The organism is Aliiruegeria sabulilitoris (assembly GCF_001558155.1).
GTDB classification, from domain to species: domain Bacteria; phylum Pseudomonadota; class Alphaproteobacteria; order Rhodobacterales; family Rhodobacteraceae; genus Tropicimonas; species Tropicimonas sabulilitoris.
The window spans coordinates 141,411-162,514 of record NZ_LOAS01000011.1; the positions used below are offsets into that span (position 1 = coordinate 141,411).

General features: G+C 63.0%; 23 protein-coding genes. 7 read left to right on the plus strand and 16 right to left on the minus strand.

Translation table 11 applies throughout. The features are described 5' to 3' along the window. Positions 1-137: 137 nt before the first annotated feature. The 5 genes from AX756_RS11850 to AX756_RS11870 all read right to left on the minus strand — a co-directional run bounded on the left by AX756_RS11850 (position 138) and on the right by AX756_RS11870 (position 3,835). Positions 138-1,301 (minus strand): alpha-hydroxy acid oxidase, encoded by a 1,164-nt coding sequence (locus AX756_RS11850; protein ID WP_068311420.1) that lies wholly within the window; start codon positions 1,299-1,301, stop codon positions 138-140. 146 nt (positions 1,302-1,447) lie between these two features. Next, entirely contained in the window at positions 1,448-1,864 is a 417-nt protein-coding gene (locus AX756_RS11855) for a hypothetical protein (protein ID WP_156461474.1), read from the minus strand. 70 nt (positions 1,865-1,934) lie between these two features. Beyond that, complete coding sequence (locus AX756_RS11860; RefSeq protein ID WP_068311423.1) at positions 1,935-2,402, minus strand: hypothetical protein; 468 nt, start codon at positions 2,400-2,402, stop codon at positions 1,935-1,937. Positions 2,403-2,515: 113 nt separating this feature from the next. Then, entirely contained in the window at positions 2,516-3,307 is a 792-nt protein-coding gene (gene trpA / locus AX756_RS11865; protein WP_068311424.1) for a tryptophan synthase subunit alpha, read from the minus strand. A gap of 147 nt (positions 3,308-3,454) precedes the next feature. Continuing rightward, entirely contained in the window at positions 3,455-3,835 is a 381-nt protein-coding gene (locus AX756_RS11870; protein WP_068311425.1) for a c-type cytochrome, read from the minus strand. A 324-nt stretch (positions 3,836-4,159) separates the two neighbouring features. Between AX756_RS11870 and rbsD the strand changes: the two genes are divergently transcribed. The 3 genes from rbsD (at position 4,160) to rbsK (ending at position 6,681) form a co-directional block, all read left to right on the plus strand. Further along, positions 4,160-4,579 carry a D-ribose pyranase gene (gene rbsD, locus AX756_RS11875; RefSeq protein WP_068311630.1) on the plus strand — a complete coding sequence of 140 codons (420 nt, stop codon included), beginning with the start codon at positions 4,160-4,162 and terminating at the stop codon, positions 4,577-4,579. A 176-nt stretch (positions 4,580-4,755) separates the two neighbouring features. Then, a complete protein-coding gene (locus AX756_RS11880; protein WP_068311427.1) occupies positions 4,756-5,748 on the plus strand; it encodes a substrate-binding domain-containing protein in 993 nt (330 codons plus the stop codon). A gap of 12 nt (positions 5,749-5,760) precedes the next feature. Then, on the plus strand, positions 5,761-6,681 hold the full coding sequence (gene rbsK / locus AX756_RS11885; RefSeq protein WP_068311429.1) for a ribokinase: 921 nt from the start codon (positions 5,761-5,763) through the stop codon (positions 6,679-6,681). A gap of 90 nt (positions 6,682-6,771) precedes the next feature. Here rbsK and trpB read toward each other — a convergent pair whose 3' ends face one another. The 3 genes from trpB to AX756_RS11900 all read right to left on the minus strand — a co-directional run bounded on the left by trpB (position 6,772) and on the right by AX756_RS11900 (position 10,961). Further along, the gene (trpB, locus tag AX756_RS11890; RefSeq protein ID WP_068311435.1) at positions 6,772-7,977 is read right to left on the minus strand and encodes a tryptophan synthase subunit beta; all 1,206 of its coding nucleotides are present in this window, start codon (positions 7,975-7,977) and stop codon (positions 6,772-6,774) included. A 111-nt stretch (positions 7,978-8,088) separates the two neighbouring features. Then, a complete protein-coding gene (locus AX756_RS11895; protein WP_068311436.1) occupies positions 8,089-8,475 on the minus strand; it encodes a hypothetical protein in 387 nt (128 codons plus the stop codon). Continuing rightward, positions 8,472-10,961, minus strand: coding sequence for a GcvT family protein (locus tag AX756_RS11900; protein ID WP_068311438.1), 2,490 nt, complete (start codon positions 10,959-10,961; stop codon positions 8,472-8,474). Before AX756_RS11900 ends, AX756_RS11895 begins: the two co-directional genes overlap by 4 nt. Positions 10,962-11,209: 248 nt before the next feature. On the opposite strand from AX756_RS11900, the gene panC reads away from it, so the two are divergent. Together panC and panB are read left to right on the plus strand one after the other, a co-directional pair. Then, on the plus strand, positions 11,210-12,055 hold the full coding sequence (gene panC, locus AX756_RS11905; protein ID WP_068311440.1) for a pantoate--beta-alanine ligase: 846 nt from the start codon (positions 11,210-11,212) through the stop codon (positions 12,053-12,055). Further along, complete coding sequence (gene panB, locus AX756_RS11910; protein WP_068311443.1) at positions 12,052-12,861, plus strand: 3-methyl-2-oxobutanoate hydroxymethyltransferase; 810 nt, start codon at positions 12,052-12,054, stop codon at positions 12,859-12,861. Before panC ends, panB begins: the two co-directional genes overlap by 4 nt. Here the strand turns inward: panB and AX756_RS11915 are convergent. Both AX756_RS11915 and AX756_RS11920 read right to left on the minus strand, forming a co-directional pair. Beyond that, positions 12,858-13,748, minus strand: coding sequence for a hypothetical protein (locus AX756_RS11915; protein ID WP_068311444.1), 891 nt, complete (start codon positions 13,746-13,748; stop codon positions 12,858-12,860). The two genes, panB and AX756_RS11915, sit on opposite strands and share 4 nt — an antisense overlap. Positions 13,749-13,755: 7 nt before the next feature. Next, complete coding sequence (locus tag AX756_RS11920) at positions 13,756-14,742, minus strand: 2-hydroxyacid dehydrogenase (RefSeq protein ID WP_068311445.1); 987 nt, start codon at positions 14,740-14,742, stop codon at positions 13,756-13,758. Positions 14,743-14,921: 179 nt separating this feature from the next. On the opposite strand from AX756_RS11920, the gene AX756_RS11925 reads away from it, so the two are divergent. Further along, a complete protein-coding gene (locus AX756_RS11925) occupies positions 14,922-15,383 on the plus strand; it encodes an SH3 domain-containing protein (RefSeq protein WP_231701049.1) in 462 nt (153 codons plus the stop codon). 4 nt (positions 15,384-15,387) lie between these two features. Here AX756_RS11925 and soxR read toward each other — a convergent pair whose 3' ends face one another. Further along, positions 15,388-15,846, minus strand: a complete 459-nt coding sequence (gene soxR / locus AX756_RS11930; RefSeq protein ID WP_068311448.1) for a redox-sensitive transcriptional activator SoxR — start codon at positions 15,844-15,846, stop codon at positions 15,388-15,390. Between the two features lie 90 nt (positions 15,847-15,936). Between soxR and AX756_RS11935 the strand changes: the two genes are divergently transcribed. After that, positions 15,937-16,323: a VOC family protein gene (locus AX756_RS11935; RefSeq protein ID WP_068311450.1), complete on the plus strand. Its 387-nt coding sequence runs from the start codon at positions 15,937-15,939 to the stop codon at positions 16,321-16,323. 39 nt (positions 16,324-16,362) lie between these two features. Here AX756_RS11935 and AX756_RS11940 read toward each other — a convergent pair whose 3' ends face one another. From AX756_RS11940 to AX756_RS11960, 5 genes are all read right to left on the minus strand, one after another. Continuing rightward, positions 16,363-18,390 (minus strand): M3 family metallopeptidase, encoded by a 2,028-nt coding sequence (locus tag AX756_RS11940; protein ID WP_068311452.1) that lies wholly within the window; start codon positions 18,388-18,390, stop codon positions 16,363-16,365. A gap of 63 nt (positions 18,391-18,453) precedes the next feature. Next, on the minus strand, positions 18,454-18,885 hold the full coding sequence (locus AX756_RS11945; RefSeq protein ID WP_068311454.1) for a DUF4399 domain-containing protein: 432 nt from the start codon (positions 18,883-18,885) through the stop codon (positions 18,454-18,456). Between the two features lie 70 nt (positions 18,886-18,955). Further along, a complete protein-coding gene (locus AX756_RS11950; protein WP_068311456.1) occupies positions 18,956-19,258 on the minus strand; it encodes a putative quinol monooxygenase in 303 nt (100 codons plus the stop codon). A 96-nt stretch (positions 19,259-19,354) separates the two neighbouring features. Continuing rightward, on the minus strand, positions 19,355-20,152 hold the full coding sequence (locus AX756_RS11955) for an amino acid ABC transporter permease (RefSeq protein WP_068311458.1): 798 nt from the start codon (positions 20,150-20,152) through the stop codon (positions 19,355-19,357). Positions 20,153-20,288: 136 nt separating this feature from the next. Beyond that, on the minus strand, positions 20,289-21,080 hold the full coding sequence (locus AX756_RS11960) for a transporter substrate-binding domain-containing protein (RefSeq protein ID WP_068311460.1): 792 nt from the start codon (positions 21,078-21,080) through the stop codon (positions 20,289-20,291). Positions 21,081-21,104: the final 24 nt, after the last annotated feature.

A 21,104-nucleotide genomic window follows, 5' to 3' on the forward strand; every position in this document is an offset into this window, starting at 1 on the left:
GCCTTCAACGCGCTCAGAGGCGCTTGCGCGCATGGGGCAGCACGGCTTAAGCGGCAAGGCCGGCACGCAGGCACACCTTGCAGCGCAGGCTTCCACCCGCGCTCTGTTTCAAGGGATTGAAATGGCGACAGGGCCGGCTATTGCCAGCGCCCCTCGAAATCCTCGGGAACGAGCAGCACATCCCGGTCGAGTTCGGAAACTTTCCGGCGACCGCAAAGAGCGATATTGGTATCCAGCTCCTTGTGGATGACTTCGAGGGCAGACATGACCCCCTGCTCGCCATTCGCCCCGAGCCCGTACACGAAGGCCCGCCCGATATAGGTGCCGTCCGCCCCCATGGCCAAGGCCTTGAGCACGTCCTGGCCGGAACGGATGCCACCATCGAGATGCACTTCGATCTCGCCACCCACCTCGTCGAGGATCGGCTTGAGCATCCGGATCGAAGACAGCGCGCCATCGATCTGCCGGCCGCCGTGGTTGGACACCACGATCGCATCTGCGCCGACCTTGACCGCCATCCGTGCATCCTCCGGGTCGAGAATACCCTTCAGGATCACCTTGCCGTCCCACATCTCGATCAGCTTGGCGACCTTGTTCCAGTCCAGCGCATGATCGAACTGCTTCGCGGTCCATTCATACAGGCGGGACGGATCGTCCAGGCCCTGCACATGGCCGATGATATTTCCGAAAGCGCGCCGCTTGGTGCCGAGCATACCGATGCCCCAGGACCACTTCGTCGACAGATCCAACCATCCCTTCAAAGTCGGTTTCGGCGGGGCGGAAAGGCCGTTCTTGAGGTCCTTGTGGCGCTGGCCGATCATCTGCAGATCCAACGTGATCACGAGCGTCTTGCAGCCGGCATCGCGCGCACGCTCCAGCAGGCGCCGGACAAAGTCGGCATCCGTCATCGTGTAGAGCTGGAACCAGAACGGCTTGCTCGTATGCTCGGCCACATCCTCGATGGAACAGATCGACATGGTCGAGAGCGTGAAAGGTACACCGAAACGCTCCGCTGCACGCGCCGCCGCGATCTCGCCATCGGCATACTGCATCCCCAGCAATCCGACCGGCGCAAGCGCGACTGGCATCGCAACCCTCTCGCCAACCATTTCAGAGGCGGTCGACCGACCCGTCATGTCGATGGCGACGCGCTGGCGCAGGCGGATCTTGTCGAAATCCGACGAGTTTTCGCGGAAGGTCTGTTCCGTCCAGCTTCCCGACTCGGCGTAGTCGTAAAACATCTTCGGGACGCGGCGCCGATAGATGGCCTTGAGGTCGTCGATATTGGTAATGACGGACATTCCTGCGCCTCCAACGCGATATTGGTTAAGTTCCCGTACCAATTGGTTGCATTTGGAGCAACGGAAAGGTTGCCGCAATCGAAAGCCAAAGGCCACGAAGCGCTGCAGCCTTGACGCCGCAACTGAACGCCTGTCCGGAAAGAGCGCTAATACTCGTTTAGCTGCAGGGTCTTGATGCGCGCGCCCGCACCTCCGGGCAGAAAAATCGTCGCCTTTCCGGAAAGGCCCTCGGCCGGAAAACGGAATTCCATAAGCACGTCAGCCCCAACCATACCGACTTGGTCGACAACAAGCTCCGCGCGGGAGGAATCCGGCACGCCCCCCGCCGCGACAACGACGGCCGCGACAGCCGCGCCTTCGACCGCACCCTCGGCGAAGCCCACGCCTGCCCGGTCAACCACTTGCAACGGAAACCTCTCGGGAAAGGCGTCGGCGTGATAGTACTGCTCAAGCACCGATGAATCGAGCAGCGCAACCAAAGCGCGCGAAAGCTCCCCTCGGGAAAATTCTGCACCCTGAGCCGTCAAAGCGCAGCCACCGAACAGGGCCACGACGAATACCAACCTCATTGCCTCGGCGACCCATGTCCTCGCCAGGAAGCTTCGCGCAATGGCAGGTGGAACCGTCGGCATCCTAGCCAGTCGTATTGATCCCATAAACTTCGACCTCGAACAGTTCGCCTTCCTCGCCGGCATAGTCGATGCCATCCTGATCGTCGCCCCAGTGCACAAGTTCGTGCAGGATCGTTACGCCGACGCGCGGCATTCTTGTACCGGCCGCATTGCGCGTGTAGGCCAAATTCGGTGGCGAACCGCTTTCGAAGGCACGGACCAGGAGCACATTCAGCCGCAGCTCGTCGGAGTCGATTCCCGGCGTAAACTCACCGTTTCGAAAGGTCCCGGGTGGGCTGGTCAGCGCGGTAATATTGAGCGTCGGTTGGTTGCCCCATCTCAGGGCACGCTGCAGGGTCGCGCGGTCCATCTGCGCATAGCGACGGAATGCCCGTCGCATGGATGCGATATTGGCTATCGTCGGCAAGTCTCTGCGAACATAGCGGGCAAACCGCGGATAGGTCGTCTGGTCGGCCGAAGAAACAATCATGATCGAAATCCCGAATGGTAGAAATCGATACACCTATCCTACCACCAATCGAGATTCGTCGCAAACTGCGGCCCAGCTGTTTTCCTTCGGAGCGACGCTGCTTGGCCAAAGAGTCAGCCGCGATGCGCGCCGTCCGCGAGGCTCTTAACGTATTCCAGAATCTCAGGCACCGGGCGCCCCTCACCGATCAACTTGACGATGGCGGAGCCAACCACGGTGCCATCGGCCACGCCGGCAATCGCCTCGGCCTTCTCGGGTGAATTGACACCGAAGCCAACGATCACCGGCAGATCCGTCGAAGATTTGATCCGCGCCACTTCCGGCGCCACGTCGCTGGCCTGCGCTTCTGCTGCGCCGGTGATACCCGTGATGGAGACGTAATAGACGAAGCCGGATGTATTGGTCAGAACCTTTGGCAAACGTTTGTCATCGGTCGTCGGTGTGGCCAGTCGGATGAAGTTCAGGCCGGCCTTTTGCGCGGGAATGCATAGCTCTTCATCTTCCTCGGGAGGAAGGTCCACCACGATCAACCCGTCGATTCCGGCAGCCTTGGCATCTTCGAGGAAACGATCGACACCGCGATTGTAGATCGGGTTGTAATATCCCATCGCCACGATCGGCGTGCTGTTGTCGCCCTTGCGGAACTCGGTGGCGAGTTGCAGTACCTTCTCGAGGGTCATGCCGCCTTCAAGGGCACGCTGGCCGGCGAGTTGGATTGTCGGACCATCCGCCATCGGGTCCGTGAAGGGAATCCCGAGCTCGATGATGTCCACACCGGCCGCCGGAAGGCCCTTCACGACCTCGAGCGAAGTCTCGTAATCGGGGTCGCCCGCCATAACATAGGCCACGAAGGCCTTTTTCCCCTCGGCCTTGAGCCGCGCGAAAGTATCGTCGATCCGGGTCATGTCGGTCCTCGCAAATGGTCCGGACTCACTTGCAGAATGCGGAGAGGAAAATCAAGGCGGTTGCAACCGGCCGGATCAAAAGCTCCTCGCAAAAAAGCAAAAGGGCCGCCCCTTGGGACGGCCCTGAAACCTTCGATCCCGGACGGATCAGAAGCCGGAGAGATATGCGATAACGTTCGCGATATCCTCTTCCTTCTTCAGGCCGGCAAAGGACATCTTGCCCTTCGGGATCACGTCCTTCGGCTTGGTCAGGTAGGCGCTGAGGGTCTCATCATCCCAGGTCAGGCCACCCTCGGCCAGTTCCAGCAGGTTCGCGGAATATTTGAAGCCTTCCTTCTGGCCTGCCGCCGAACCGACGATACCGTTAAGAATCGGACCGACCTTGTTCTTGGCATCTTCCCCGACCGCGTGGCAGGCCTTGCACTTCTTGAACACCTTTTCGCCGGCGGCGGCATCGCCCTCGGCGAAAACAGGCGATGCAGCCGCAACACCCATGGCCATCACGAGATAGGTAAGAGTTTTCTTCATTTCATTCCCTTTCCGATTATTCACGGGCCCCTCCGTCGTTGCGCCGAAGCCGTCATGCGAACAGTGCAGATACGGTCGCAAAACGCAAACCGCTCCCCGTTGTCACGACAAGCTAGCCCAATCCAACTTGCGAGGTCCATGATAGTCATACTCTGCGACGACATGGCATGGATGAAGAAAATTTCCAGTGATCTTCGCCCGATAGCGCAGCACCCCAGCCTGCGACAATCTCGTAAAACGATCCAAATTCAAAGAAAAGCTTTGCGCAAACGTTTTCGAAAATTACACTGCCCCACGACTCACAGCCCCATGATGGAGGAGATCATGAGAAAGGCTGGCCTTCTCAATGCGCCAATCGCCCGTGTCGTTTCGCTCATGGGGCACACCGACAGCCTATGCATCGGCGATGCGGGGCTGCCCGTTCCCGACGGGGTGGAACGGATCGACCTCGCAGTTTCCGCCGGTCTGCCGGGATTTCTCGACGTCCTGCCAGCCGTGTTTGGCGAGCTCTTCGTCGAACGGGCGGTGATCGCGCAGGAAATGCCCGATGGGCAACCAGCGTTTCACGCCAAGCTGCTCAGGCAGATCCAAGCCCTGGAGCAGGCGCAGGGAAACACGATCACCGTCACTTCGGTTCCGCATGAAGAGTTCAAACGTCTGACACGTTCCTCCAAAGCGGTCGTTCGGACCGGCGAATTCACGCCCTATGCGAATATCCTTCTGTATTCCGGCGTCCCCTTCTGATCGGGCCGGGAAAGGACAAGCGATGACAGCACGTCTCCAACCCGAACAGCTCGACACGACCCTGAAGAACGACTCCCTGAACCCAGCCCTCCGGTTGATCCCCGATTGACCCCGAAGCAAGCTCCGCTGCCGTAGCGGGCGATGCGCCGCCCCTCGCCAACGGAAAGTGAGGAAACATGGCCAGTATCAAGGACGTGGCAAAGACCGCCGGTGTTTCGGTCTCCACCGTCTCCCATGTCGTCAACAAAACCCGATACGTCGCCCCCCACACGAGGGCCGCGGTGGAAAAGGCCGTCGCCGAGCATGCGTATCAACCGAGCTTCCTGGCGCGCGCGCTCAAGAGCAAGCGCACGCGAACGCTGGGCATGCTCGTGACCTCCTCGACCAACCCTTTCTTTGCCGAGATCATCAGCGGGGTGGAAGAAGGGTGTTTTCAGGCCGGCTACTCCCTGATCCTGTGCAATTCCGGCGATCAACCCGGGCGGCAGCTGACCTATCTTCAGACCTTGATGCAGAAACGCATAGACGCGCTGGTCGTAATGACCGTCAACCGCGACGAGGATTTCCAGGCAGAACTTGATCGTCTGTCCTCCTTGCCCCGCGCGATGCTGGACTCCGAGCCGATGCCGAATGTCTGCGCCATCGGCGACGATTCCATCCGGGGCGGCAAACTGGCCGGCGAGGCGCTGGTTGCGCATGGCCATAGCCGGATTGGCTGCCTGACCGGACCGATCAACCACGCCCGTTCGGCGGACCGCCTGGACGGTTTCAGCCAGGCGCTGGACGCGGCCGGGCTATCGCTCGACCCGGAGCTTGTCATCACCGGCGACCTGTCCGCCCGTGGCGGCCACGAGGCCATGACGCAGATGCTGGAACGCACATCTCCGCCCACGGCCGTCTTTGCCTTCAACGACCTGATGGCAATGGGCGCCTACCGGGCCATTGCCGAGCGTGGACTGCGCATCCCGGAAGACATCTCGGTGATTGGCTATGACGACGTGGAGATCGCATCCTATCTCTACCCGGCCCTCACGACCATTCGCCAGCCGGGTTTCGGCCTCGGGCTGGAAGCTGCCGAACTTCTGATCGGCCACCTCGAACGAGGCGACGAACTTCCGGCCCTAATCCGCAAGCCTCCGGAACTCATCAACCGCGACTCCCTGCATTAGAAAGCCAGCGCCATGCCTATCGCCGTTTTCGGTAGCATCAATATCGACCTCACCACCTATGCCGACCGCCTGCCCCGCCCCGGCGAAACGCTCCACGGCGAGCGCTACGCGCTCGGGCTCGGCGGAAAGGGCTGCAACCAGGCCGTCGCCGCGCGTCGGCTCGGATCCGTGACGACGCTCATCGGCCGGATCGGCGAGGACGAGTTCGGCGCCCGCGCCCGGGCAGAGCTTGCCGCGATGGGCGTCCCGACACAAGACATTTTCCAGGATCCCGACAGCGACACCGGCATTGCCGTGATCGGCGTCGATTCCTCGGCCCAGAACTGCATCACCGTCATCGGCGGGGCCAACATGGCCATCGATGGCAGCGACGTTGGCCGCGCCGCCGAACGCCTTGGCGCCGCCGACATCCTGCTGCTGCAGATGGAGATCCCGCTGCAGCCCGCGCTCATGGCCGCGGATCTCGTGCGGCAATCGGGTGGCCGCGTGATCCTCGATCCCGCCCCTGCCCCCGCCAACGGTTACGCCCCGGGCGTCCTTGCCCGCATCGACGTGATCACGCCGAACGAGACGGAGACAGAGCTTCTGACCGGGCTGAAACCCACCAATCCCAAGGAAGCCGCCGAAGCCGCAGGCAAACTGCGCGAACAGGGCGTCGCCGCCGCCGTGGTCAAGCTCGGCGCGTCCGGCGTCTATTTCCAGGACGCCGAGAGCGAAGGCTTCGTCGAGCCGTTCAAGGTCGACAGCATCGATTCCGTTGCCGCCGGAGATTGCTTCAACGGTGGGCTGGCGACGGCCCTTTCAGAGGGAAGACCGCTCGCAGAGGCTGTCCGTTTCGCCGCGGCCTGCGGCGCCCTGTCGACCACGAAGCGGGGCGCATCCGCATCCGCTCCCACACGCGAGGCAGTCGAAGACCTGCTTGCCCGGGCCTGACCGTCCCTACGCTTCTTCTGACGGAAAATGTCCTCGGGGGGCTCGGGGGGCAGACAGCCCCCCGCTCCGCACGGTCATCGCTGCAACCGGTTACTCGTCGCCGAAACCGAACGTCTCAGTGACGTAATCGATATCCTTGTCGCCGCGCCCCGAGAGGTTCAGCAGAATCGACTTGCCGGGATTCTTGCCGGCCTCGCGCAGGGCGAAGGCAACCGCGTGGGCACTTTCGAGCGCCGGGATGATGCCCTCGAGGCGCGAAAGCTTGTAGAAGGCATCAAGCGCCTCCTTGTCATTGGCGGCGACATAGTTCACGCGGCCCGTCTTGTGCAGATGCGCGTGTTCCGGCCCCACACCCGGGTAGTCCAGCCCGGACGCGATCGTGTGGACCGGCGCCGGCTCGCCCTCCTCATCGGTCAATACGAGTGTACGGAAGCCATGAATATCGCCGTCATGCCCAAAGGTGATTGTCGCCGCGTGTTCGCCCAGCTTGGAAGACGTGCCCAGTGGCTCGACGCCGTAAAGGTCTACCCCGTCTTCGTCGATGAACCCGGCAAAGAGCCCCATGGCGTTGGAGCCGCCGCCGACACAGGCCGCGACCATGTCCGGCAACTGGCCACCGGTCATCTCTGCGAATTGCTCGCGCGCCTCGATGCCAACGATGGACTGGAAATCACGCACCATCTTGGGGAACGGGTGCGGGCCCACGACCGAGCCGATGGCAAAGAGCGCCGTGTCTGCCTGGGCAACATAGCTCTGGAAGGCGCTGTCCACGGCCTCCTTGAGCGAGCGGCCGCCGAAACCGACCGGCACGACCGTGGCCCCCAGCAATTTCATGCGGGTGACGTTGGGCGCTTCTTTCTCGATGTCGATCTCGCCCATATGGATCTCGCAATCGAGCCCGAAATAGGCCGCCGCGGTGGCCAGCGCCACACCATGCTGGCCAGCCCCGGTCTCGGCCATGATCTTGGTCTTGCCCATATGCTTGGCCAACAGCGCCTCGGCCATGCAGTGGTTGAGCTTATGCGCGCCGGTATGATTGAGATCTTCGCGCTTGGCATAGATCTGCGCACCGCCGCAAAGCTCGGAAAGGTTCTTGAGGTAGGAGACCGGCGTCGGTCGGCCCTGGAAATGCTTCCGGATCAGGCGCAGCTCTGTCAGGAATTCGGAGGATTTCGAAAGCTGGTCATAGGCCTCACGGATCTCCTTGAAATGCGGCTCCAGCGGCGGCGGCAACATCGCCCCGCCATAGTCGCCGAACCATCCATCACGCGTCGGGTTGGACGTCAGATACCCCATTTTTCTCTCCCTCGTAGATTTTCGGCGCACCATCCCGTGAGCCGAGGTGGAGGGACAAGCCGAAAATTACGGCAACGATGACATGTCGCAGGTCGGACCGGCAAAGGGATGTCAGCCGCCAGAGAGCGCCAGCCACAGGCTGCACGAGGCGATGACAACAGTGAGTGGCGCGCCATGGAGCCGCTCGAGGCGGCTGCTTGTCGCCATGTTGCCCACGAAACTCAGTCCGAACAGCCCGACAAAGCCCCAAAGCAGCCAGGGCAGCCAAGCGGGCGGCAGCAACGGAGAAAGCAAACCGCCCGCCTGGGCAAGCGCAATCGCGCCCAGTACCGCCAGCAGCGCCACGGCGAAGCTCGCGATCCGGAGGCTGGTGGGCAGGACTCGCTGCGCGCCCCCCCAGGCCAGGTGACCCAGCGGCGCGCCGCCCGCGAGCAGAAGCTGGAACAGGGCGAGCCATGCCAGGGCCGCCCCGCCGATAGCCCCGGCAAGTTCCGTCACCCGTTCTTCCTGATGGCTTCGTTCTTCGGGTCGTAGGGGCTGTCTTCGGTGATCTCGGCATCCCAGAGTTGGTTGAACATCTTCACCTTGAGCTTCGTGCCGGGAACGGCGAGGTCCGGGCGGACATAGCCCAAGCCAATGCTCTTTCCGAAGGCCACCGAGTAGCCGCCCGATGTCAGGCGTCCGACCTTGGTGTCACCGTCATAGAGCGCCTCGCGGCCCCAGGGATCGGCATCTTCCGGCCCGTCGATCAGAAGGGTGACGCATTTGCTACGGATCCCGATATCGAGCATCGCCTGCTTTCCGTGATACTCCTTTTCGAGATCGACGAAACGGTCGAGCGCGGCTTCGAGCGGGGTGGCGTCGCGGCCTAGCTCCGTGCCGAAGGCGCGGTAGGATTTCTCCTGACGGAGCCAATTCTGGGCGCGGGCGCCGACCAGCTTGAGACCGTGTTTCTCACCCGCTTCCGTCAGCTTGTCCCAGAGATGGTTCTGCATCTCGATCGGGTGGTGCAGTTCCCAACCAAGCTCGCCCGTATAGGCGACGCGGATCGCCATGGTCGGCACCATTCCGAGCTCTATATTGCGCATCGAGAGCCACGGGAAACGCTTGTTCGACAGCACTGTCTCCGGTTCCGCATCGCGCACCAACTCGTTCAGCAGGTCGCGCGACTTCGGCCCCGCGATGGCGAAGACACCCCATTGGGTGGTCACGTCCTGCAGCTCGATCCGGCCGAACTCGGCTTCCTTGTCCTCGATGGCCTCCTTCAAGAAGTCCTGGTCATAGGCCGTCCATGCGCCGGCAGAGACGAGGTAGTATTCGTCCTCGGCCAGCCGGACGATGGTGTATTCCGTCCGGGTCGTGCCGGCGGCGGTCAGCGCATAGGTCAGGTTGATCCGCCCGACCTTTGGCAGCTTGTTGCAGGTGAACCAGTTGAGGAAGGCGGTCGCGCCCGGCCCCTTGACGATATGTTTGGTGAAGGCGGTCGCATCGATCAGGCCGACGCCTTCGCGGATCGCCTTGGCCTCCTCGACGGAATATTGCCACCAGCCGCCCCGGCGGAAACTGCGGGAGGCGTGGTCGTCAAAGCCTTCGGGGGCGTAGTAGTTCGGCCGCTCCCAGCCGTTCACATGCCCGAACTGCGCGCCGGCGGCCTTCTGCCGGTCATAGGCGGGCGAGGTGCGCAGCGGGCGGGCCGCAGGGCGCTCTTCGTCCGGGTGGTGCAGGATGAAGACGTGGGAATAGCATTCCTCGTTCTTCTGCACCGCGTATTCGGTGGTCATCCAGTTGCCGTAGCGCTTGGGGTCGAGGCTCGCCATGTCGATCTCGGCCTCGCCCTCGACCATCATCTGCGCGAGGTAATACCCGGTGCCGCCGGCGGCCGTGATACCGAAGGAGAAGCCCTCCGCCAGCCACATGTTGCGCAGCCCCGGCGCCGGGCCAACCAGTGGGTTGCCATCTGGCGTGTAGCAGATCGGGCCGTTGAAATCGTCCTTGAGACCGACCGTTTCCGAGGTCGGAATCCGGTGAATCATCGACATGTATTCTTCCTCGATCCGCTCAAGATCGAGCTGGAACAGGTCGGCACGGAAACTGTCGGGCACGGCGTATTTGAACCGTGCCGGCGCACCTTGCTCGTAAGGCCCAAGGATCCAACCACCACGTTCCTCGCGAACATACCATTTGGCGTCGGCATCGCGCAGCACCGGGTGCTCGGCCCCGCCCGCCGCGCGATAGGCCAGCAACGCCGGGTCCGGCTCGGTGACGATGAACTGATGCTCGACCGGGATGGCCGGCATCTTGATGCCCAGAAGCTGCGCGGTGCGCTGAGAATGGTTGCCCGTAGCGGTGACGACATGTTCGGCGGTGATGACGACCTGCTCCTCGGTGGCGATCAGGTTGCCGCCCTTCTCCGCCATCTTGGTGCAGGTGACCTTCCACTCCGAGCCCGTCCACTCATAGCCATCGACCTGCCATTTGCGTTCGATGGTCACGCCAAACTGGCGCGCCCCCTTGGCCATGGCCATGGTCACGTCAGCGGGGTTTATGTAGCCATCGGTCGGGTGGAAAAGCGCGCCTACCAGGTCCTCGGTGCGCACCAGTGGCCAGCGCTCCCTGATCTGAGCGGGCGAGAGCCACTCGTAGGGCACACCCACCGTTTCGGCGGTGGAGGCGTAGAGCATGTACTCGTCCATCCGCGCCTGCGTTTGAGCCATGCGCAGATTGCCGACAACCGAGAAGCCGGGGTTGAGGCCCGTCTCGGCTTCCAGCGTCTTGTACCATTTCACCGAGTAATCGTGGATGTGCGAGGTGGCGAAGGACATGTTGAAGAGCGGCAGCAGGCCCGCGGCATGCCATGTCGAGCCACAGGTCAACTCGTCGCGCTCCAGCAGCATCGTGTCCCAGCCCGCCTTGCCCAGGTGATAGGCGATGCCGGTTCCAACGGCGCCGCCGCCGACGACGAGTGCTTTCACATGGGTTTTCATGGCGGGAATCCTCGATGCTGGTCGCTTTTGTGCGCAGTTAAGCCGAACCGGTCCGATCAACGCAATTCCGAGCCGACCCTTGAAGGGCAGAAAGCGACGCACAGGGACGGAAGCGAAGGGCCACCACCCTTGCCTTTTGGGCGTCATTTTCCAAAGCGCTTCTACATTTTCGCGCCTCACACCCAAGCTCGCGCAACACCCAAAAGAATGTTTGCACGATGCACGCAATATCGTTACGGAGCGCGTCCATGGAAATCTGCAGGACTTCGGCTGAGCTTCGCAGCCATATCGCATGGCTGAGGCGACAGGGTCTCAGCATCGGCCTCGTGCCCACGATGGGCTATCTTCACGCCGGCCACATGGCGCTGGTGGAGCGCGCCGCGCGCGACGCGGACCGCGTGGTGGTGTCCATTTTCGTCAACCCGACACAATTCGGCGATCCGGCCGACCTGGAGAAATATCCGCGCGACACGGAACGCGACCTGGCGATGCTCCGCGAAGCCGGTGTGGAAGCGGTGTTCCTGCCATCGGTCGAGGTCGTCTACCCCGAAGGATCCGAGACCATCGTCGAGACGATGCGGCTGGCCAATGTGCTGCATGGCGAGGTGCGAGAGGGGCATTTTCGCGGGGTAGCGACCGTTGTGGCAAAGCTTTTCAACCTCGTGCAGCCCGATCTCGCCTGTTTCGGAGAGAAGGATTACCAGCAGCTTCAAGTCATCAGGCAGATGGTCCGCGACTTGCATTTCCCGCTGGAAATCATCGGTTGCCCCACGGTGCGTGAGGCCGACGGGCTGGCCATGTCCTCGCGCAACGTGCGGCTCTCGCCCGAGGATCGCGCAGCAGCGCTGGTGTTGAACCGCTCGCTGGACAGGGCGGAGGCGCTTTGCGCGGCGGGCGCGACGGTCGAGGAGATCACCGCCGAGGTAGCCACCATGATCCAGTCCGAACCGCGTTCCCATCTGCGCGCCGTGGACGTGACCGAGGCGGTGAGCTTGCGGCCCGTCTCGGGTAAACCGTCCGGCCCGCTGGCGCTGATGATCTCGGCCGAGTTCGGCGGCGTGTTGTTGATCGACCAGATAGAGGTGACCCCATGAGCGTCCAGAAACCCGTTCGCCGCATGACCGCGCCCCGGATTGCCGCGCGCAAGGGGGGCGAGCCGATCGTTTCGCTGACCTCGTACCACGCGCATACCGCCGCCATCGTGGACAGATATGCCGATTTCATCCTTGTGGGCGACAGTCTCGGCATGGTGATGCACGGGATGGAGAACACGGTCGGCGTAACGGTCGAGATGATGATCACGCATGGAAAGGCGGTCGTTCGCGGAACACAGCGGGCGCTTGTGGTCGTGGACATGCCCTTCGGCAGCTACGAGGAGAGCCCCTCGGTGGCCTTCCGCAACGCGGCGCGGATCATGCAGGACACCGGCTGCGGGGCGGTGAAGCTTGAAGGTGGGGCACGGATGGCGGAAACCATCCACTTCCTGACCGAGCGCGGCATCCCGGTGATGGCGCATATCGGGCTGACGCCGCAATCGATCAATGTCATGGGTGGCTTCAAGACCCAGGGGCGGGACGAGGAAAGCTGGCCCTTGCACGAGGCGGATGCGCATGCGGTGGCCGAAGCCGGGGCTTTCGCGCTGGTGCTTGAGGGCATGGTGGAGCCACTGGCCGCGCGGATCACCAAACAGGTGGCGATCCCAACCATCGGCATCGGCGCCAGCAAGGAATGCGACGGACAGATCCTCGTGCTCGAAGACATGCTGGGCCTGAACCCCAAGCCGCCGAAATTCGTTAAGGTCTATGGCGATCTCGGTGGCCGGATCGAGAAGGCGGTCTCGGACTACGCCGAAGACGTCCGCAGCCGCGCCTTTCCGACCGAGGATCAGACCTATAACTAGGTGCTACGCCACGATTGCCTGAGCAGGGCGACAGCAACCGCGAGAAAGGCCAGCGGCAGGATCAGCGTGCGTAGCAGGAAGATGGCAACAAGCGTCAGGGATGATTCGAGCAGGGTGTCGGCGTTCGACATGAAATAGCCAGCCGCTTCGAGATAGCCGTCGGTTTGGGCGACCGCGCCTGACAGCCCCGCGCCCGCGGCGCCGAGCGAGTCCTGCAACCACCCGATCCAGCCGCCGGCAGCGTTACCACCCGCTGCCTCTTCCGACGCTGCCACAACGTCATGTGCGCCCAGCAAGGATTGCGCGAAGGACGCGACCTGCTCCAATTCGGCGTTCGCTTCCTGCCATTTCGCGTCCGTCACGACCTCCCCTAACAGGTTGCCGAGCGCCAACGACAAAGGCAGGGCAAGCGCCAGCATGACGCCAGTAAAACTGCACGCGGAACCGGCCCGGCAGACGGGCGCCGCCATGCTGCCCGCGCGCCGTTCCAGCGGCCCTCTGAGCCACTGCACGCCCAGCCCAACGGCAAGCACCAGAAAACCGATGCTGGCCACGGGTCCGATGCCGATCGAAAGCGTACCGGCAAATAAGGTGACCCCAAAGACGAGCGCCGCCACCCTTTCAACGGTATCGTCGATCGGCTCAAGAAACTTGAGCGGTTGCGCATTGGCAGAAAGCCCGACACTGCCGCCCACTTCGATTTCTTGCGCGAAAGACAGGGCCGCATTGATCGACCGCAACGCGACATAGACACCAAGGCTCGCGGTTGCAGCGTCCCTTGCCGCCCGTTCGGCGGGCCCGTTAACGGGCCCTGCAGGGTTCAGTGCGAGAACCACGCATAGCACCGCCAGGACAGGCAGGATCAGTTTGCGCAACACCGAGCCCATTTCCGCCTCACAGCATCGACGGAACGATCAGGTCCGGCGGGCGGTGGCCATCGTCGAAGGTCTTGATGTTGACAATCACCTTCTCCCCCATCTCGATCCGCCCCTCGACCGTCGCCGATCCCATCTGCGGCAGCAGCACCACGTTGTCCTGGTTGCGCAGGCGCGGGTTGATCTCCGCCCCGTGCTCATAGACGTCGAGACCCGCGCCCGCGATCTCGCCGGCGCGCAGCATCCGGGTGAGCGCGTTCTCGTCCACCACTTCGCCGCGCGATGTGTTCACCAGCACCGCCGAGGGTTTCATCAGCTTCAGCCGCCGCGCGTTCATCAAGTGATAGGTGGAGGGCGTGTGCGGACAGTTGATCGACATCACGTCCATCCGGCTGACCATCTGGTCGAGGCTCTCCCACCAGGTCGCGCCAAGCTCCTGCTCGACTTCCGGACGCAACCGGCGGCGGTTGTGGTAATGCACCCCCATGCCGAATGCCCGCGCCCGACGCGCCACGGCCTGGCCGATCCGACCCATGCCCAGAATGCCCAGCCGACGCCCGCCCACGCGCCCACCGAGATAGGCGGTCGGCGCCCAGCCGCTCCATTTGCCGGTCTGCATCACGGCGAGCCCCTCGGGGATGCGCCGCGTCACCGCGAGAATCAGCGCCATGGCCATGTCGGCGGTATCGTCGGTCGTGACACCCGGCGTATTGGTCACGAGGATGCCGCGCTGCCGCGCCGTTGCCACGTCGATATTGTCCACGCCCGCGCCGTAATTGGCGATCAGCTTCACCCGTTCCCCGGCATGGGCCAGCATCGCCGCATCGATGTGCTCGGTAATTGTCGAAACAAGCACATCCGCCCGGCACATGGCCTCGACCAGCTCGTCATGGCTCATCGGCCGGTCGTCCTCGCGCAGCTCGGTATCGAACAATTCGCACAAGCGCTTTTCGACCACTTCCGGCAACCGTCGCGTAACGACAACACTCAGCCGCTCTCTTGGCATCAAACCCCTCCTGATATCTTCCTAGATGTCTCCCTCGCTGGCACACTGCCCTTCAAAGGAATGCTGCACAAGCAGCATCGAGCAATAAGCGACAAAATAGCATGACGGTACAGGCAATAACGTTTCGTCTTGTCATCGGAATCGTTGCAATCGCAGCGCTGGCGGTTGGCAGCGCGATCATGGTGCCCGCCCAGGCGGCGGATCAGCCGGTGACTCGCGGGCCGGTGACCAACCTGCCGCTGCCGCGCTTCGTGTCTCTGAAGACATCCGAGGGCAATGCGCGCCGCGGTCCCTCGCTCAGCCAACGGATCGACTGGGTCTATACGCGCCGGGGCCTGCCGCTGGAGGTAACGGCCGAATTCGGCCATTGGCGGCGGGTGCGGGACCGGGACGGCGCCGGCGGCTGGGTGCATTACTCGCTGCTGTCCGGCGTGCGCACCGTGCTCGTCGAGCAGGACATGGTCGAGCTGCACGCACAGCCCTCCGAAGACGCGGAGACCCTGGCCCAGGCCGAAATCGGCGTCGTGGCCCGGCTGGGGGAATGCACCGTGACCTGGTGCCGGATTACCGCCGGCGGAGAGCGCGGATGGGTACAGAAATCGGCCCTCTGGGGCGTGAAGGCAGACGAAACGCGGGAGTAACCCGTCAGATCTCGTCGGAGCTGTCCCCCATAAGGTAACGCGGCCCGCTGCCACGCTTGGCCGCCTTGTCCTCCGGATTGTAGAGCGCGCATTTTTCCAACGAGAGACAGCCACACCCGATACAGCCGTCGAGACGGTCCCGCATCGCCGTGAGCGCCGCGATCTGGGCGTCAAGCTCACCCCGCAGCCCCCCGGCGATGCGGGACCAGTCCGCCTGGTTGGGCGTCCGGTTCTCCGGCAAGGAGGCCAGTTCCGCGCGGATACGGTCGAGCGAATAGCCGAATTGCTGGGCGATCCGGATGAAGGACAACCTGCGGATGACACTGCGAGGAAAGCGCCGGTGCCCGCCCGCATTGCGTTCCGAAGAGATCAGCCCCTGCGCCTCGTAATAGCGGATGGCCGAGACGGCCAGCCCGGTGCGGGCGGCAAGCTGGCCGATGGAGATTTCGCGCGAAAGGGGCATGGATCACCTCACAAAAATATCTTGATCTAAAGTGAGGTTTAGAAATTATACCCCCTCCTGTCCATGCAATCGACTGACAGGAGACAGGAAATGACACAGGCCGTTCTGGAACATGCCAACGTCACCGTGAAGGATCCGAAAGCCACGGCGGAAGAGCTTTGCGCGTTGTTTGGCTGGAAGATCCGCTGGGAAGGGAGCGCCATCAGCGGCGGCTACACGGTGCATGTCGGCAACGAGACAAGTTACCTCGCCGTCTATGCCCCGCCCAAGCAGACCCATGCGCAAACCGGGTCCAGCTACAGCACCCTTGGCGGGCTGAACCATGTCGGCATCGTCGTGCCGGATTTCGAGGCGACAGAGGCGCGCGTCGCGGCGGCGGGGTACACGCCGCACAATCACGCCGATTACGAGCCCGGTCGGCGCTTCTATTTCGACACGCGCGACGGGATCGAGATCGAGGTGGTCAGTTACGAATAGGGGGAAGCCGGCGGGAGATCCGCCGGCTTCCGATTGGGATCATTCCGCCGCGATCAACCCACGCCCCTTGAGCAGCGCTTCGACACCGGGCAAGCGGCCACGGAACGCCGTGTAAAGCTCGTCCGGCTCCCGCAGACCGCCGACGGAGAGGATGTTCTTCTCCAGGGCCTCGGCGGTTTTCGGGTCGAACGGGTCGCCCGCCTCCTCGAACGCCTCGAAGGCATCGGCATCCATCACTTCAGACCACATGTAGCTGTAATAGGCGGAGGCATAACCGCCCCCCGAGAAGACATGGGCGAAATGCGGCGTCGCGTGGCGCATGCGGATGGCCGACGGCATGCCGATCCCTTCCAGGATCTCGGCCTGCTTCTGCATCGGGTCGGCGGGGGGTGGGCCGTCGTGGAATTCCAGATCGACCAACGCGGAGGCGATGAACTCGACCGTCTGGAACCCCATGTCGAAGGTCGCGGCTGCCAGAACGCGCTCGAGCATCTCCTGCGGCATCGGCTCGCCGGTTTCGGCATGGGTGGCGAAGCGCCGGAGCACTTCGGGCACTTCCAGCCAATGCTCGTAGAGCTGGCTGGGAAGCTCCACGAAGTCGCGCGGCACAGAAGTGCCGGAGAGCGTCTGATAGGTCACGTCGCTCAGCATCTGGTGCAGCGCATGGCCGAATTCGTGAAACAGCGTGCGCGCGTCGTCATAGGAGAGCAGCGCGGGCGCGCCCTCGGCGGGCTTGGCGAAATTGCAGATATTGAGCACATGCGGGCGGATGTCTCCCGCGAGCTTCTCCTGGCTTCGCATCGCCGAGCACCAGGCACCGGAACGCTTGCCTGAACGAGCGAAGTAATCGGCGATGAAGACGGCCATGTGCTGCCCGTCCCGCGTCACTTCCCAGGCACGGGCGTCAGGGTGGTGCAGGTCGATCTCCAGCGGGGTGAATTCGAGTTTGAACAGACGGGTCGCGCAGTCGAATGCGGCCTCGATCATCCGGTCGAGCTGCAGGTAGGGCTTCAGTTCGGCCTCGTCGAGATCGTGCTTCTTGCGGCGCCAGATCCCCGAATAATAGCGCCAGTCCCACGCCTCGATCGGCATGTCCGCGCCCTCGATCACCAGCTCACGCTCAAGGTAGAAAGCATCGGCCTTCGCCCGCTCAAGCGCCGGCTCCCAGACCTGCATCAGCAGATCGCGCACCGCTTGCGGCGTCTTGGCCATTTCCGGCTCCAGACGGTAGGCGGCGAAGTTCTCGTAGCCCAGAAGCTGCGCCCGCTCGTGACGCAGCGCCAGCATCTCGGCCACCAGTTCGCGGTTGTCTGTCTGCCCTCCGTTCGCCCCGCGCGAGGTCCACGCCTCATAGGCGCGTTTGCGCAGGTCGCGGCGGGGCGAGAATTGCAGGAACGGCACGATCACCGAGCGCGACAGCGTGACAACCGGCCCATCGGCGCCCTTCTCGGCCCCCGCAGCGCGGGCAGCGTCGACGACGAAGCCGGGAAGGCCTTCGAGATCCGCCTCGGCCAGCGGCATGAACCAATCGCGCTCGTCGGCCAGAAGGTTCTGCGCGAAGGAGGTGCCGAGCTTCGCAAGCCGCGTATTGATTTCGCGCAGCCGCGCACGCCCAGCCTCGTCCAGCGCCGCGCCCGAACGGCGGAAGCCGCGATGGCTCAGTTCGAGCAGGCGGGCCTGCTCGGCGCTCAGATCCAGCGTGTCGCGCTGTTGCCAGAGCCTGTCCACCCGCTCGAACAGCGGCACATTCATCATCACGTCGCTGGAATACTCCGCCAGACGCGGCGAGAAGCTGCGCTGCAATTCCTCGCGCTTGGGGTTGGACTCGACCGAGGCCAACAAGAAGAACACCGACAGCACGTCGGACAGTTCCTTGCCCGCCAGCTCCAGCGCCTCGATGGTATTTTCGAAGCTCGGTGCCTCGGGACACTTGGCGATGGCGTCGATCTCGGCCCGTGCCGCGGCCAATGCTTCCTCGAAAGCAGGCTCGAAATCCTCGTCGGAAATCGCGGCAAAGGGCGGAAGCTCGAAGGGCAGCGTGCGCTCGGAAAGAAGCGGGTTTGTCATGGGCGGGGCTCCGGAAATATGGCTTGGCCAGAAACTAGGGTGCCCCGCCCGGACTTGCCAGCCCTACTCCACCGTGATCGTGATCACATCCGAGACAACGGGCGGGTCATGCGGGATGTGGTTGTGATCGCCCAGGACGAGCTGCAGCGTATGCGCCCCCGGCGCCAGTTCAAGAGAGACCTCGGTCTGCCCCTTGCCGAAATGCACGTGGTTCTCGTCGGCCGGCAGGCTGTAGAGCAGCTCGTCCGCGCCGTCCTCGCCCTCGCCCAGCGGCGGGCGGTCGATGAGGACATGATGATGCCCGGTGTTCTCCATCTCGGTGCCTGCGGGCGCAACTTTCATCCCGTCGAGCCCGAACTGGATCTCGACCGGGGAGGAAACCGTCGCGCCGTTCTCGATATTGGCAAAGAACACCCGCGCCCCTTCCGGTGCGGGCGTGGTGTCGGCAAATACAGGTGCGGCCGCCACAAGGGCGGCGAATAGAATGGATCTCATAATGCGTTTGCTCCTCTGTTCACGCAGTCACGAGCATAAGGAGCATTGCCAACCGATCAATGACGTTAGGTTAGATCCGATCGAGGACACGCACCGACATCGGCAGTTTCGGATCGAGCATGTCGTTGAACTCGGAGTCGTTCTCGGACATTTCCTGCATGGAGGCACGATAACTGTCGAGATCGTTGTTGGAGGCGAAGATCCCGTAGCCGGTAAAGACCGTTGGGTCCTCGTGATCCTGTAGAAAGTGGAATTGCAGCACGCCGGGCTTGGAGCGCGCGAACTGCTCGGCCTTGCGCATGCGCCGGCGGGCATAGCCCAGCTTCTCGTTGCGCACCTTGAAATCGACAAGCGAATAGACGGGCGGTTTCACACTGCTCTCCTTTTTTGGTCCGATGGGTCACGTAGGCGCGCGACTTGCGCCTTTCAATTCCCACCAACGTTTCTGTGCGGTCTTTCCGGCGCTGGTTCAGCCCGGTTTCTGGCGCATGTGCCGTTCGAGCCGTCGCAGTAGGAGCGAGAGCGTGATCGTCATGGTCAGGTAAAGGAATGCCACCACGTTGTAGGTCTCGAAATATCGGAAGTTTCCGGCCGCCGTGACCTTGCCCAACTGGGTGATGTCGAGCACGCCGAGCACCGAGACGAGCGAGGAATCCTTGATCATCGCGATAAAATCATTGCCAAGCGGCGGCAGGATGGTGCGGATCGCCTGCGGAAAGACGATGAAGCGGAAACGTTGCCAGCCATTCAGCCCGAGCGCCTTGGCGGCCTCGACCTGTCCTTCGTCGACCGAAAGAAGCCCGGCGCGGAACACTTCCGCAATAAAGGCGGAATAACCGATGGTCAGCGCCATGATCGCCCGCCAGAGCAGGGGGAAATCGCGGGTCCGGATCGTCTCGCGCCCCACTGCCTCCAGAAGCCAGTTGACCCCGGCCACGAACGCCGGAGCGATGACGAAGGCGACGTAGAGCAGCAGCACGATGATCGGTAGCCCGCGCACGATCTCGATATAGAAACGCGCGGTCTGTCGTAGAAAGCGATAGCGGGAGAGCCCGGCCACGGCCAGCAACAAGCCGATCACGCAGGCCGTGGAGAACCCGACCCCCGTCACGAAGAGCGTGATGCCCACGCCCCGGCTGAGCGTGCTCAGAACCTGCGTGTAGAGATCGTCCGAGATGATCCGGTAGAGAAAGAACGCTCCAAGCCCACAAGCGGCCACCAGCCACCAGGGGAATTCTCCGGCGTATTCGTCGTTTTGCGGTGTCATGAAGGCCTTTCGGGACGGCGTTCACGCCCCTTTAGCAGCAATTCGCGGCGGGCCGCAACGTCGGCTCCGGTCGCACCCGGCCCAAGGTTGACGCCCCACGCCGCGCGGGCAGCGTGGAGGCTGTTTCAAATGGCGCTCAACCGCCCATCTTGAAATCGAGGAACCATTTCTTGTTCAGCGCCTCCATGGTGCCGTCTTCCTTCATCTCGGCGATGGCGGCGTTGATGGGCGCCACGAGATCGGACCCCTTGGGGAAGATGAATCCGAAATCCTCGGTGCCGAGCGGCTCGCCGATGATCTTCAGCGTACCCTCGGAGGCCGCGACATAACCATTGGCGGCGGTCCCGTCCGAAAGGGCAAGGTCGACATCACCGGTGCGCAGCGCCTGAATGGCGGCGCCGAAGGTCTCGAAGAGCTTCATGCGCGGGTTCTGCTCGTTTCCGTCCAGAATGTCATAGATGCCGACATAGAAAGGCGTCGTACCCGGCTGCGCGCCGATCAGCAGGTCGTCATTGGCGGCGAACTCGGTGTGGTTGGTGAAGCGGTCCTCATCACCGGCCACGATCATCCGCATCTCGGAACGCATGTAGGCTTCCGAGAAATCGACCTTCTCCATACGGTCTTCGCGGATGGTGATGCCGGTCATGCCCAGATCGTACTGGCCTTCGGACACGGCGGGGATCATCGCATCCCAGGAGATATTCTCGTAGACCACGGTAATGTTGAGCCGCTTGGCGATCTCTTCCATCGCGTCATATTCCCAGCCGACGGCCTCGCCCGATGCAGGATCGACGAACTGCAGCGGCGGATAGGCGTTCTCGGTCACGACCGTGACTTCCTTGCCGCCAAGATCGGGCGTTTCGGCCAGAAGCGGGCCGGCGGCGAGAGCGACAAGCGCGGCCGCTGCGATGGTATGAATCAGCTTCATGAGAGAGTCTCCTTTGGGTCTGGG